The organism is Exiguobacterium abrahamii, from assembly GCF_015645365.1.
GTDB classification, from domain to species: Bacteria; Bacillota; Bacilli; order Exiguobacteriales; family Exiguobacteriaceae; genus Exiguobacterium_A; species Exiguobacterium_A abrahamii.
The window spans coordinates 178,624-192,287 of record NZ_JADOYC010000004.1; the positions used below are offsets into that span (position 1 = coordinate 178,624).

12 protein-coding genes are annotated in these 13,664 nt (G+C 48.5%); 6 read left to right on the plus strand and 6 right to left on the minus strand.

The genetic code is table 11. The annotated features are described in order from the left end of the window. Positions 1-149: 149 nt before the first annotated feature. From ITJ88_RS12940 to map, 5 genes are all read left to right on the plus strand, one after another. Entirely contained in the window at positions 150-1,004 is an 855-nt protein-coding gene (locus tag ITJ88_RS12940) for a CvfB family protein (RefSeq protein ID WP_195865928.1), read from the plus strand. A gap of 332 nt (positions 1,005-1,336) precedes the next feature. Continuing rightward, positions 1,337-2,896 carry a degradosome RNA helicase CshA gene (gene cshA / locus ITJ88_RS12945; RefSeq protein ID WP_195865929.1) on the plus strand — a complete coding sequence of 520 codons (1,560 nt, stop codon included), beginning with the start codon at positions 1,337-1,339 and terminating at the stop codon, positions 2,894-2,896. Between the two features lie 106 nt (positions 2,897-3,002). Then, entirely contained in the window at positions 3,003-3,269 is a 267-nt protein-coding gene (locus ITJ88_RS12950; RefSeq protein WP_023467277.1) for a hypothetical protein, read from the plus strand. 72 nt (positions 3,270-3,341) lie between these two features. After that, positions 3,342-4,532 carry an EAL-associated domain-containing protein gene (locus ITJ88_RS12955; RefSeq protein WP_195865930.1) on the plus strand — a complete coding sequence of 397 codons (1,191 nt, stop codon included), beginning with the start codon at positions 3,342-3,344 and terminating at the stop codon, positions 4,530-4,532. A 13-nt stretch (positions 4,533-4,545) separates the two neighbouring features. After that, positions 4,546-5,307, plus strand: a complete 762-nt coding sequence (map, locus tag ITJ88_RS12960) for a type I methionyl aminopeptidase (RefSeq protein WP_370567818.1) — start codon at positions 4,546-4,548, stop codon at positions 5,305-5,307. A 78-nt stretch (positions 5,308-5,385) separates the two neighbouring features. Here map and menC read toward each other — a convergent pair whose 3' ends face one another. From menC to ITJ88_RS12990, 6 genes are all read right to left on the minus strand, one after another. Continuing rightward, positions 5,386-6,456: an o-succinylbenzoate synthase gene (menC, locus tag ITJ88_RS12965; RefSeq protein WP_195865932.1), complete on the minus strand. Its 1,071-nt coding sequence runs from the start codon at positions 6,454-6,456 to the stop codon at positions 5,386-5,388. Then, positions 6,453-7,826, minus strand: coding sequence for an o-succinylbenzoate--CoA ligase (gene menE / locus ITJ88_RS12970; protein ID WP_195865933.1), 1,374 nt, complete (start codon positions 7,824-7,826; stop codon positions 6,453-6,455). Before menE ends, menC begins: the two co-directional genes overlap by 4 nt. 72 nt (positions 7,827-7,898) lie before the next feature. Continuing rightward, positions 7,899-8,723, minus strand: coding sequence for a 1,4-dihydroxy-2-naphthoyl-CoA synthase (gene menB, locus ITJ88_RS12975; RefSeq protein WP_023469886.1), 825 nt, complete (start codon positions 8,721-8,723; stop codon positions 7,899-7,901). An 18-nt stretch (positions 8,724-8,741) separates the two neighbouring features. Next, on the minus strand, positions 8,742-9,518 hold the full coding sequence (gene menH / locus ITJ88_RS12980) for a 2-succinyl-6-hydroxy-2,4-cyclohexadiene-1-carboxylate synthase (protein WP_195865934.1): 777 nt from the start codon (positions 9,516-9,518) through the stop codon (positions 8,742-8,744). Further along, positions 9,515-11,158, minus strand: a complete 1,644-nt coding sequence (gene menD / locus ITJ88_RS12985) for a 2-succinyl-5-enolpyruvyl-6-hydroxy-3-cyclohexene-1-carboxylic-acid synthase (RefSeq protein ID WP_195865935.1) — start codon at positions 11,156-11,158, stop codon at positions 9,515-9,517. Before menD ends, menH begins: the two co-directional genes overlap by 4 nt. After that, positions 11,148-12,533 (minus strand): isochorismate synthase, encoded by a 1,386-nt coding sequence (locus ITJ88_RS12990; protein WP_195865936.1) that lies wholly within the window; start codon positions 12,531-12,533, stop codon positions 11,148-11,150. The genes menD and ITJ88_RS12990 overlap by 11 nt, the downstream gene beginning before the upstream one ends. Positions 12,534-12,692: 159 nt before the next feature. On the opposite strand from ITJ88_RS12990, the gene ITJ88_RS12995 reads away from it, so the two are divergent. After that, a complete protein-coding gene (locus ITJ88_RS12995; RefSeq protein WP_029340886.1) occupies positions 12,693-13,586 on the plus strand; it encodes a 1,4-dihydroxy-2-naphthoate polyprenyltransferase in 894 nt (297 codons plus the stop codon). The last annotated feature ends 78 nt before the right edge of the window (positions 13,587-13,664 follow it).

Below are 13,664 nucleotides of genomic sequence, written 5' to 3' on the forward strand. Positions count from 1 at the left end.
TGTGTTTCGTTCACAAAGATGTCACAACTGTCATTGCTGTGTCGATATCAGAGTTGAATGGAAAAAGAGTATAGTATGGTAGGGAAAGAACAGCAGAACGATTCACAAGGACTGGAACCGATTCAAATACAGAGAGGAGATGACCCGAAATGGGATTACGCGCAGGACAGGTTGTCATATTAAAAGTAGAACGCGAAGCAGAGTTCGGAGTATTTCTGACAGATGGAAATGAAGATGTGTTGTTGCATAACAATGAACAAACACGTAAAGTAGCCCTCGATGAAGAGGTAGAAGTCTTCTTGTATCAAGATAATGAAGGGCGTCTGGCATCATCGATGACGATTCCAGAAGCTTCATTTGAAGACTATGTCAAAACGACGGTTAATGGAACACGTTATAACACAGGAGTGTTCGCGAACATCGGCATTCAAAAAGACGTTCTCGTCTCACTCGACGATTTGCCGCAGCGCCGGATGTTCTGGCCGGAAGAAGGCGATCAACTCTTCATTCGTCTGAAACATGATCAGAAGCTTCGGTTACTCGGAGACCCTGCACCTTATGCATACTTCAACTTACGTGCGAAGCCAGCTCCAGAGGAGTGGAACAACATGGACGTCGAAGGTCTCGTCTTCTCACAACGTGAACCAGGCGTTAACGTCTGGGTCAACGATCAATCGATTGGATTCTTGCATGAACGCGAGATGGAACGTTGGCCGCGTCTTGGAGAAGTCTTGAAATTACGAGTGACAAATGTAAAACCAGATGGTACAGTATTACTTTCAGCACGACCACGTGCCTTTGAAGCCATTGATACAGACGCGGAGTTGATTCTAAACCATCTACTTGAACATGATGGTCAGATGCCGTATGGTGATAAGACAGCTCCCGAGACGATCGATGAAGTATTCGGTCTCAGTAAGGCAGCATTCAAACGAGCGCTCGGTCGCCTGTTGAAAGATAAAAAAATAGAAAAAAATGAAACGGGTATTCGGTTGACGAAATAATCGGACCGAGTAAACCTGCGTTTCGAATAGATAGTAAGGAATTCATCATTTTGGTGGTTGCGGCTGGTTTGATTACCGGCGACCATTTACTGAATATACCCCATCACTAGTGGGAGCACGCGATGACGTTCATCGCACGGTCCGGGCACATCGCCTTTCCCTCGCCCTTATGGCAACGATTATGATGGTGACTTCCCTAAACATTATTATAAGAGAAACCACTCTATCTTTATGTGATAGATTCTGTTATAATAGGTAGTCGATTGTATTCGTTACGGTAGCGTCTGTTTAGTGGCAGACGCTTTTCATATGACAAAGGAGAGTATTTAGCATTGACAACATTTCGTGAATTAAATCTTAGTGAGGCACTTATCAAAGGTGTCCTAAAAATGGGCTTTGAAGAAGCAACACCAATCCAAGCAGAAACAATTCCAGTCGGACTCAGCGGCGTTGACTTAATCGGTCAAGCACAAACAGGTACTGGTAAAACTGCAGCATTCGGTATCCCGACAATCGAGCGTCTTGACGCAAAATCACGCAACATCCAAGCGTTGATCCTTGCTCCGACACGTGAACTTGCAATCCAGGTAGCAGAAGAATTGAACCGTATCGGTGACGTAAAACGCGTTCATGCACTTCCTGTCTACGGTGGACAACAAATCGATCGTCAAATCCGTGCACTTCGTAAAAATCCACAAATCGTCGTTGCAACACCAGGACGTTTGATGGATCACATGAACCGTAAGACGTTGAACCTTGATCACGTTCAAACGGTCATCCTTGATGAAGCAGATGAGATGTTGAACATGGGATTCGTCGAAGACATCGAGAAAATCCTCGGTGCACTTCCTGAAACTCGTCAAACACTCTTGTTCTCAGCAACGATGCCACCACAAATTCGTAAAATCGCAGATCGTTTCATGACGACTCCGACACACATCAAAGTCAAAGCGAAAGAAATGACAGTTGAGAACATCGAGCAGTCATTCATCGAATTAAAAGAAAGCCAAAAATTCGACGTCCTTTGCCGTTTGATCGATACGGATTCTCCGGAACTTTCAATCATCTTCGGTCGTACGAAAAAACGTGTTGACGAAATGACTGAAGGTTTGATTCAACGTGGATACACAGCTGACGGTTTACACGGTGACTTAACACAAGCAAAACGTGACCAAGTCATCCGTCGTTTCAAAAAAGGAACGATCGATATCCTCGTCGCGACAGACGTTGCAGCACGTGGTCTTGACATCTCTGGTGTCACACACGTCTACAACTTCGACGTCCCACAAGACCCAGAAAGCTACGTTCACCGGATCGGTCGTACAGGTCGTGCTGGTAAAACAGGATCGGCTGTCACGTTCGTTACACCACGTGAATTCGGTCAAATTAAAACAATCGAACGTGTCACGAACAAAAAAATGTCACGTCGTCATGCACCAACACTTGATGAAATCTTAGAAGGCAACTTGAAGCTTGCTGCACAAGAACTCATCAAACGTGTTGAAGCAAAAGACTCAAAAGAATATACGACACTTGCACAAGAACTCTTAGAAGAGTACGAAGCGGTGGAACTTCTTTCAGCAGCACTTAAAGGATTGACGAAAGAGCCGGACGCAACACCAGTCCAAATCTCTTCAATCGAACCAATCCGCGTGAAACGTTTCGGTAGCAACGGTGGTGGAAACCGTCGTCCTTACGGAAACAAAGGTGGAAGTGGAAGCGGCAACCGCAGTGGCGGATACCGTGGAAACAACCCACGCGGTGGTGAGCGTCGTGAAGGTGGTCGTTCATCTTCTTCATCAGATCGTCGTGAAGGCGGTTATGCTGGACGTAGCAACCGTAGCGAAAGCGATCGTAACCGTGGTGGACGTAAGCCGCGTTTTGAAAAGTAAACGATTCGAACCGATTTGTCACAGACAAGTCGGTTCTTTTTTATGATTTATCTGAGCGGTCATGATAAAATGAGCCATGAACGATAGGGAGAGGGCTGAATCATTCGTGTATACCATTTATGTAGCAGCATCCGTCTGTCTCGTTGCACTGATTGTCGCGACGAAAAAGATTTGTGAGCGGACGACAAAAGGACATTTTCGTTATATTCCGTTGGCAACCTTATTATTTGGCGGCATCATCTTTCTTGTGCTAGCCATCGGTAAGGGAGGAGCCGTCGGAATCCAATACGGTGTCCTGAGTATCATCTACTTGACGGCGACATTCGGTGTGTACTTGTATATCGCATTGCGGAAAGATACGACGTTATCGTAAAACAGGGGCTCTCTCGTTACAGAGAGGCTCTTTTTTTGTTAAGATAGAACAAGAGTACAAGGGGGGAATAGAATGGATGCATTAGATGTCATCGTTCATCCCGAAGAGATAGAGGCATGGTTTCAACCGATCGTAGGCGCTGCCCCTTTTAAGGTGGAAGGGTATGAAATCCAGTCCCATTTTCGTGGAGAACCGTTAAAACCATTTTTTCAGGAAGACGATGTTCCAATCGAGTATCAACTCGAAGTCATGGGGCATGTCGTCCGTCAAGCATTCCAAAAAGTACCCTCCGATGCACAAGCGTTTATTCTGATCCGTTGTCGTCCAGCTTGGCTGTTTGAAAACGGTGGGGAGGACTTCTTGCATGTCTTACGGACGGTCGACTCGTCGTTTCCAAAAGAGCGGATGTACGTTACTTTGACGGATGTCCAAGTCGATGATTTTGACCGTCTGGGTCGGATCGTCGCGTATTACCAGAACTCTGGACTGAAGGTAGCGCTGGACCGTGCGGAAGCAACGAGTCTTGAACGTGTCTTTTCGATGTCACCGGATATGTTGATCGTCGATTTATCCTCCATGATTGAAAAAAAGACCGTCTCAGCGTCGTATCCCCATCTCTTACAGACGATGGAGCATCTTTGCGACCAGCTTGGAGCGCCACTTTTGTATAAGAACATCAGTCATCTCGGTCAACTTCGGTATGCGTGGCAGCACGGAGGACGTTACTACATGGGGAATCTACTTGGAGAAGCATCACCTGAATGGGTCATGACCTGTCCTGGTATGGAAGTGTTGATTCATGAAGTCCCGATGTTCTATAAATATGATCGCGAGCAGATGAATCGCTTGTTTCAGCTAGAGCAAGACTGGACGGTTCGATTTAATGAAGATTGCCGCTCCTTAAAGCCGGAGCAAGATCTCGATCAATGGTTGCTGACGCTCGCCCGGAAGATGGAGCCGGAATTTATCCGGTTTTATATCACGGATGCGAATGGATTCCAACAATCTTCAAACGTCAGTAAAAAGAGTGGGGAGTGGAAACTGTATTCCTTCTACAAGGGATATAATTGGAGTTTCCGTCCTTACTTCATCCGGACGACGGTAGCGATGGAGCGACGACATAGCGGATATTTGTCCGAACGGTATGTCGACTTCAGCTCGAGTGAACAAACGCGGACATTTAGTATGCCGCTTAGTAATGGGATGTTCTTATTTGCGGATATCTCTGCAGATTATCTATATCAAGAACGATTGAGTGAATGAGGAGGAAATGAAAGTGTTAGATTATGATTACGATGCATTACGAGAAATTGGACGAATCGTCGCCATGGCACGCGATGAGATGGCGGATGCCGTCAAACCGGGAATCACGACAAAGGAGCTCGATGACATCGGAGCACGCATCCTGAAGGAACAGGGAGCAGAGTCTGCTCCAATCGTCATGTACGATTTTCCAGGAGCGACATGTATCAGTGTCAACGATATCGCAGCACACGGTATTCCAGGGAAGTATGTCATTCAAGAAGGTGATATCGTCAATGTCGATGTCTCGGCTGTGAAGAACGGCTACTACTCGGACACAGGGAAGACGGTCATCGCAGGAGAAGCAAAACGTCCGGAAGATGTCCGACTCGTTGAAGTATCATTGACGGCGCTTGAGAAAGGGCTTGAAAAAGTCAAAGCCGGAACGAAGGTCAACCAGATCGGAAAAGCGATCTATGCCGAAACACGTAAGAGTGGTTTCACGGTTATCCGTAACTTAGCGGGACATGGTCTCGGTAAGACACTCCATGGTGAGCCAGAATCCATCTCGAACTACTTCAATCGTGAAGAGAATGATTTGTTGAAGGAAGGGCAAGTCATCGCTGTCGAGACGTTCATTTCAACAGGAGATGAGTTCTGTATCGAAGATGAGCGGGACGGTTGGACGTTATACACACCGAACCGGAGCCTCGTCTCACAATTCGAGCACACGGTCGTCGTCTTGAAGGACGGGTATGAGATTTTGACGAAAGTCGAAGGCAAAGAATCGTTCTAAGAAAAGCTCATATAGTAAAATACGAAAAAGAGACAATGGAAGTCAATCCATTGTCTCTTTTTCATCGTAGTGCTCCTATCATAAGGATATCCGGGACGTTGCCAATTTGTTTAACTGTGACTTGGATACGGCTGGAGCGGAATAACGAATGTGTCCGTGTTCGACATGATACGGGGTCTCAAGCAAATCTTCTTCGAAATAATCGGCAGTACTTGCCATATCAATCGGATAAGCGAGTCCAGGAAGTGTTGCAAAAGCAAGGGTCTGACGACGCCCGATACCGCTCTCGAACATCCCACCGAGCCAGTAGGGTGCTTTTGTTCGAAGGGACAAAGCGTTCGTCAGTCCACCGACGCGTGCCGGCTTGATGTTTAGAATCTGACCAGCGTGGAGCGTCTGCATCAACTCGGCATCCACTGGAGCGACGATGGATTCATCCAGACAAATCGGTGTCTGTAAGAGTCTAGCGAGACGTTGATGTCCCGACCAATCCGACGCTGCGAGCGGCTGTTCCATCATAACGAGACCGAATGAATCCCACTGTTGTAATAGAGGGAAGTCTGCTTCAGTGAAGCTGCCGTTAGCGTCAAACATCAAGGGCGCATCAGGGAAAGCGGCACGTACTTGCTCAAGAACGACGGTATCCGTCGGAGCGAGCTTCAGCTTGATCCGTCCATATCCGGAAGCGATCGCTTGTCCGACGGCTTCGACGGTCTGTGCTGCAGAAGCCCGTCCGAGTGCTTTCCCGCAAGGTACGAGAGATGATTCATCACCTCCGAGATACGTGGCGAGCGATTGACCGGTAGTTGCTGCGAATAATTCATAGATCGCTCCTTCGAACATCGCCTTTGCCATCGGATTACCTTGGACGATGCGGAAACGATCCGTAACGTCTGCTGGATGATTTAGCGGTTGTTCAAGTAATCGATACAGCAGCGGAGCGATTCCTTTGAGGGAGTGCTGTGTTTCCGATGTATACCACGGTGTATCAAACGCGACACCTTCCCCGTAACCCACTCGTCCTTCCGAATCGGTCAGACGCAAAATCGTCGTCCGGCGTACTGTCAACGTCGAGAGGGCGGTTTGCATCGGACGACGAAAGACGAGCGGAACATCGAACAGTTCGGCAGAGCGGAGAGTAATGTTCATAATGACTCCTTCAGTTGCTTCCGTAATAGTTTACCGTTCGCATTGCGTGGCAACGCGCTATGATAGATATAATCAACCGGACATTTATATTTAGCGAGCAATTGACTGATTTCCGTTCGGACGATGGATTCATCGAGTGTACTGACGATGAAGGCGACCGGAACCTGTCCCCATTTAGCATCAAATCGTCCGACGACACCTGCTTCTTGAATCCCATCAATCGAGAGAAGTGCTGATTCGACTTCAGCTGGATAAATGTTTTCCCCACCTGAGATGATGAGGTCGCTTCGACGATCGAGGACATAGAGGTATCCGTCGGCGTCCAGACGTCCTAAGTCACCAGTCTTGAAAAAACCGTCTGCCGTAAAGGCGTCTGCCGTTTTCTCTTCCTCATGAAAATAGCCTTTCATGATCGTCGGTCCTTTGACTTCGATTTCTTGATGACGCGTAATGCGGATTTGTGTCGGATGAATTGCTTGTCCGGCAGATCCGATTTTTCGTAAGGCATCCTCAGGCAAGAGGGTTGCAATTTGTGACGCGGTTTCCGTCATCCCGTATGTCTGCATGACCGGGATATTGCGGTCGAGTGCACGCGTCAGAATCGGTAATGGTACAGGACCGCCTCCTGTCAGTACGACGCGAAGTGCGTGGCGACGTAGTCCGGCTTCAAGCAGTCGATCAAGCATGACCGAGACGAGTGAGACGTGGGTGATCTTTTCTGTCGTAATCCAGTGCAAGGCGCGTTCTGGCGAAAAATGTGGCTCAAGAATGATCGGTACTCCATAGATGACTGCCCGATAGACGACAGCTAATCCGCTCATATGGAACAGCGGTGTGACGATCAAAAAACGATCCTCTGGCAGCGATCCGATATGACGCGCGGCGTTCGTCGCACTTGAAAAATGATTCAACATCGTTTGTTCGACGGCTTTCGGATGTCCGGTCGTACCACTCGTAAAGAGCATCGATTGGACGTATTGCTTGGGCATATGGCGTATTAACAGGTCAGGTGCTTCTTTTTCATAAGAGAAAGCCACGCACGGGATTCTTGTATCAAGTGTCCGGTCCGTCACGATGAGCCGTACATCTGCCTGTTTAAATTGACGTAATACTTCCGTTTGCGTCAAACGTGTGTTGATCGGGACGACGGTCAGTTCAAGCAATTGAGCTGCGTGAAGTGCGACGATGTAGCGCGCACTCGATGGACCGTACAGGGCGATCTGGTCTCCGCGTGTCACGATCGTCGCCCAAGTACTCGCTAAGCGATGCGCGCGTGCATATAGTTCGGACCACGACCAACGCTCTGTTTCCGTAATGAGTGCGATGTCATCCGGTTGTTCTTTTGCCCGTGTATAGATCCAAGGATACAAAATAGTCACTTCCTTTTGAGATGAATATACGAAAAAGGTTCAATGTCGTAAGACGATTGAACCTTTTTTTCATTATGGGAAACGCGGGAACTGTCCGAAGTCCGGGTTGCGTTTTTCTTTGAACGCATCGCGTCCTTCTTTTGCTTCGTCCGTTGTGTAGTACAACAACGTTGCATCTCCTGCGAGTTGCTGAATCCCTGCAAGACCATCTGAATCAGCATTGAATGCTGCTTTGAGGAAACGAAGAGCCGTTGGTGAATGTTGAAGGATTTCAGCACACCATTGAATCGTTTCTTGCTCGAGATCTGCGAGTGGAACGACCGTGTTGACGAGTCCCATATCAAGTGCTTGCTGTGCGTCATATTGACGGCAGAGGTACCAGATTTCACGCGCTTTCTTGTGTCCAACAACGCGTGCGAGGTAACCAGAGCCATATCCAGCATCGAATGAACCAACTTTTGGACCAGTTTGTCCGAAGCGGGCGTTGTCTGCAGCGATCGTCAAGTCACACACGAGGTGAAGGACGTGTCCGCCGCCAATCGCATAACCTGCGACCATAGCGATGACTGGTTTTGGGATGACACGAATCAAACGTTGAAGATCAAGAACGTTCAAGCGTGGAATTTCATCGTCACCGACATATCCACCATGTCCACGTACCTTTTGATCTCCGCCAGAACAGAATGCGAGATCACCTTCACCTGTTAAGATGATGACGCCGACATTTTGATCGTCACGTGCACGTGAAAATGCGTCGATGAGTTCGTGGACCGTGTGTGGTCGGAACGCATTGCGAACTTCAGGACGGTTGATCGTGATTTTCGCGATCCCGTTCCATTGTTCATATTTGATGTCTTCATAGCTGCGGGCTGATACCCATTCCGGAGCATATTTCATGTGAATTCCCCCAATATGTTAGTGATGAATAAGTAGATTCTCTACCATTGTAACAAACTTTTGCGGTTGGTCGATATGTGGGGCGTGCGAAGCGTGCAAAATCACGTGAATTTTTTCAGGTGATGCCGCTCGTGAAGCGATGGCACGGAATTTTTCATCCTCTGCCCCGACGATCCAATCAATCTCTTTCGGAAGGCATGACCATAGGGATGGCATGCTTCCTGTACCTTGTGTACGTAACGAAGCACTTAAACCTTCAACCGTTTGGGAAAGACGCTCCTGACGCAGTCGCGTACGTTGCGATTCCGGGAGAAGGGCTTGGGGTTTAAATAGTCCAAGTGTCTCCCAGTGATCGATGAAAGCTTCGAGTCCGCCTTTTTCGAGTCGCTCCGCAAGCAATCGATCCGATGTACGACGTACTTTTCGCTCGATTGCCGTCTGGATACCCGGTGTCGTACTAACAGCGATCGTCCGAGCGATTTGCTCAGAGACGACGCTCAGCATTAAAGCGATTCGTCCACCCATCGAATATCCGAGGACGATCCATGGCTCGGATCGCATAGCGAGCAGTGCCTCGAGATCCTTGACCTGTTGCGTCAAACGCATTCGTTGCTCAGACGCCGGTGTCGTTTTTCCGTGTCCCATCAAATCGAGGCGATAGACGGTGAAGTGAGTCGATAAATGCTCACTTAGCATGTCCCACGTCGAGAGCGAGCCTGTAAAACCATGAAGCAATAGGAGCGGTGGACCCGATCCCTCGATTTTCACATGATACGTATGGCCACGCAAAATCATTGGAACACCTCGGCTAACGCATGATTCGTCACGTCCCAGATCGAACGGTGCATCTGTACGTTTTCTGTTCGTGTCGTCTTGACTTCAAGAATCCGAGTGACGTTCGTCTCTTCCGCAAGTGCTTGACGTAACGCGGCAATGGAATCGATCGCCTGATAGGTTACACCGTATCCGGAAGCGAGAGAAGCGAAGTCGAGATGCTGCGGTGTACCGAAGAGTGGCTCGAATACCTCTTGCTCAAGTCGTTGTTGCGGTAAAAAGCTAAAAATGCCACCACCTGCATTGTTGACGAGAATGATCGTTAACGGAAGCGTCCGTGCTGTCATCAGACCGTTGATATCATGAATGAACGCCAAGTCACCGACGAGTAAGTAGCGATGTGTGGCATCAAACGTTGCTCCTAGAGCGCTTGAGAGAATGCCGTCAATTCCGTTCGCTCCTCGGTTCGCGAGTAGGCGAAGGGATGTTCCTGTCGGTAGGAACGTATCGACATCCCGGATTGGCATACTGTTCGAAACAAAGAGACTTCCGTCCTGTAACGTCGCCAATGCACGGACGACGTTATATTCCGTCATCTCCTCTTGATCGATTGTCGCAAAAGCAGCGGCGACGCGTCGCTCCGCCTGTTGCAACAGTGTCAGATATGCAGGATCGTGCGGAACAGATTCATGATGCGCGAGTTGTCGCGCGTGACCAATTACGAAATCCGAATGAAGCTGTGGATCGCGCCAGTTTCCTGGATGACCGACGACCGTCGTCGGAATCTCCCGAGACCAAAGCAGATAAGGCTTTGACGTCGGCATGGCACCGAAACGAATGATTCGGTCTGGTCGGACGTGCTGAGCGGTAGCGGGATGTTTGAGCCATGTATCGTAATAGGCAAAAACGTGAGCATCATGCGATTGTCGTCCTTGACTGAGTGGATCCGCCAACACCGGAATCCCTGCTTGTTTCGCATACGAGATGACAACCTGACTGTCCGCCGTAGTAAGTTGTGGTCCAAGCACAAAAAGAAGACGCTCTTCTTGAAGTGCGGTCGCTAAAGCGTTGTTTACGCCCGGTGTCGGTTCAGGTAATACACCGACCGGACGCCCTGTCCGTAAGAGATCGAGTTCTGGCACGAGCGGTTCACGTAACGGAACGTTGATTTGAACCGGGCCAGCTGGTTCCGTTAGAGAGAGTAGGGTTGCGCGTTGTGCAACATGAGCGACGTAAGGAAGGCTCGCTTCTTCTGCTAACGGAAGATCAAACGCATGCCGAACCTGCTTCCCGTACAGACCAACCTGATCAATAGCTTGTGGCGCACCGACATTCCGTAATTCATGTGGTCGATCGGCGGTCAATACGATCAACGGAAGTTCAAAAATATTCGCTTCGGTCACTGCTGAATAATAGTTCGTCGCAGCGGTACCGCTTGTACAAATCAACGCAACGGGACGAACACGTTCTTCCGTCCGTGTTAGACCTAAAGCAAAAAAACTAGCCGACCGTTCGTCAACAAGGACGTGGGTACGGCTAGAAGGATGCAGAAAAGCAGCAATGGCAAGTGGTGTCGAACGAGAGCCGGGACTGATGACGAAGTCCCGGACACCAGAAGCGACGAGCGTATCAATTAACGTGTGCATCCACTTAGTCAACATAAATATCATCCTTTTCAATCGAACCGACGTGTCCAAGTGCTTGTACCATCGGTGATAGTTTAGTTTCTGTCTCTGCCAGTTCACTATCGAGATGAGAGCCTTCGACGAGACCGCAACCGGCGTAAAGAATGACCGCCCGTTCTGTAAACAATCCAGATCGAATGGCAACGATGAATTCCCCGTCATCCTGTCCGTTCATCCAACCAACAGGTGAACCGTACCATCCTCGTTCGAACGTTTCGATTTCTTGGATGGCATCGACTGCTAACTGCTTGGGTTCGCCCCCAAGTGCAGGTGTCGGATGCAGTTTTTCGATTAATTGGAATAACGTCACATCTTCTTTTAAATGAGCTGTGATCGGTGTATAAAGATGTTGAATATGGCGATTCTTCAAGAGAATCGGCGTATCCGGACAATCCAGTTCCTCTGAAAATACAGATAATGTCCGTTCGATCGAATCCGCGACGATTCCGTGCTCTACCCGGTTCTTTTGATCTTGTAATAACGATTGACCGAGTGCTTCGTCCATCTCATCCGTTGCGTGGCGTGGTGCAGAACCAGCGACGGCTGCCGTTTCAAGACGACGTCCACGTTTTAAGACGAGTCGTTCCGGTGTAGCGCCGATAAAGGCTTCTTCCGGATTTGGTTGGAAACAGAAGACGTAGCTGCCGGGCTGCGTATCTTCGAGTTCAGCGACGACAGCGGCTACGTCGAGTGGACGATCCAGCTCATAGACGACTTCGCGCGCCAGGACGATTTTTTCAAGTGTCGTCTCCAAGTAGTGCATCGCTTGATGGAACGAAGCTTCAAAGGCTTCATTCCCATCTCGCGATAGTCGTAAGCGCGTGACGCCTGCCGCAGTCGATGGTTGCGGTTGATTGACTTTGGCGAAATCGAGTGAGAGTTCATTTAAGATAGAATCGACTTGATCCATTGGTTCGACGCGAACAAAAATCGTCACACGTGTCTTGCCATCTTGTTCTAGAAATAAAAACTTCGGAATCGTCATCGAAGCGTCTCCGAAGGAAGACCAACGATAATCCGGTTGTTTAAGTTCGGTAAACGAAAATCCGCTGAACGCAAATAAATCATGACCGACATGATCGCGATTCAAGTTTGCCCATTGCGATTGAATTCGTAGAAAACGATCCGTTCCTGAAGCCTGAAGTTGTTGTACGATGCCAAACCCGATGGCCCGCATCGAGCGATCAGGTGTCGCGAAATAAAATCGTTCCTCGATACCCTGTTCGAGGGAACGCATGTCAGTTGCTTCGATTTCCCATGAATACGAAGCGAGTATAGGTCGTTGTGAGGCGTTCGCCTGACTGACGGCCTGTTCGATACACTGTTTTAGCTCTTGTTGAGCGTAAGCCATACCGCTCATTGCCCCCTAGTCTATAGATACTGTGATATGTTTCACTTAATCTAAGTGTAAACTTTTTGCGGACAAAAAAGAAGGAATAAGCTATCTCGGATTGAACATTGACAGCAAAAAACGAAACCCGATACACTTAGACAGGAAAGGGGTTATTATATGAATAAATCAATCGCTGTCTATTGGCGAATGACACGACCGCATACATTAACAGCAAGTTTTGTTCCGGTCGTCGTCGGTACGGCAGTTGTCGCACCACGCGTGGAATCGATACGCTTGGATTTGTTCGTGGCGATGTTGATCGCATCGATGTTGATTCAAATCGCAACGAATCTGTTCAATGAATACTACGATTACAAACGTGGTTTAGATACGGAGGAATCGGTCGGAATCGGCGGATCGATCGTTCGTGACGGATTCAAGCCGGGAACGATCCTAGCGTTCGCACTTACATTGTACGGCATCTCGGCATTACTCGGTGTGTATCTATGCATCGAGACATCGTGGTGGTTACTTGTCGTAGGACTCATTTCGATGTTCGTCGGATATATCTATACAGGAGGACCGCTTCCGATTGCCTATACACCATTTGGAGAAGTCGTTGCAGGCTTTTTCATGGGGTATATCATCATCGCGATTTCGGCGTACTTACAAATTGGTTATGTTCCGACAGAAGCCGTTGCGATTTCGGTACCAGTCGCCATCTTGATTGGTTCGATCCTACTTGCGAATAACATTCGGGACTTGGATAATGATAAGGTCAACGGACGAAAAACGATTGCCTGTCTCGTCGGACATCGCCGTGCCGTGTACGTCTTGATCGGATTTTTTGCGGCAGCTGTCCTGTCTCTCATTATTGCTGTACTCGCATTCGAAGTCTCATGGTTTGCGTTACTCGCGTTATTGAGTATTCCGCTCATGATCAAAGCAGTACGTCTCTTCTGGGAAGACTTACCACCGGAAAAGCTGATGCCTGGCATGGCACAGACCGGTAAAGTGAACACGATTTTCGGACTCTTACTCGCAATCAGTCTCGTGATCGCGAATATCTAATCTTTAATCAAAGCAGCAGGCGATCCGCTTGCTGCTTTTTTAACGTGAAGATAGCGAACAGTTAGAAAAAAACTACTT

Coding starts and splice junctions, on each gene's coding strand:
- menC (WP_195865932.1), bottom strand. CDS start 6,456: ATGAACATTACTCTCCGCTCTGCCGAACTGTTCGATGTTCCGCTCGTC.
- menD (WP_195865935.1), bottom strand. CDS start 11,158: ATGTTGACTAAGTGGATGCACACGTTAATTGATACGCTCGTCGCTTCT.
- ITJ88_RS12995 (WP_029340886.1), top strand. CDS start 12,693: ATGAATAAATCAATCGCTGTCTATTGGCGAATGACACGACCGCATACA.
- menB (WP_023469886.1), bottom strand. CDS start 8,723: ATGAAATATGCTCCGGAATGGGTATCAGCCCGCAGCTATGAAGACATC.
- menH (WP_195865934.1), bottom strand. CDS start 9,518: ATGATTTTGCGTGGCCATACGTATCATGTGAAAATCGAGGGATCGGGT.
- ITJ88_RS12955 (WP_195865930.1), top strand. CDS start 3,342: ATGGATGCATTAGATGTCATCGTTCATCCCGAAGAGATAGAGGCATGG.
- ITJ88_RS12990 (WP_195865936.1), bottom strand. CDS start 12,533: ATGGCTTACGCTCAACAAGAGCTAAAACAGTGTATCGAACAGGCCGTC.
- ITJ88_RS12940 (WP_195865928.1), top strand. CDS start 150: ATGGGATTACGCGCAGGACAGGTTGTCATATTAAAAGTAGAACGCGAA.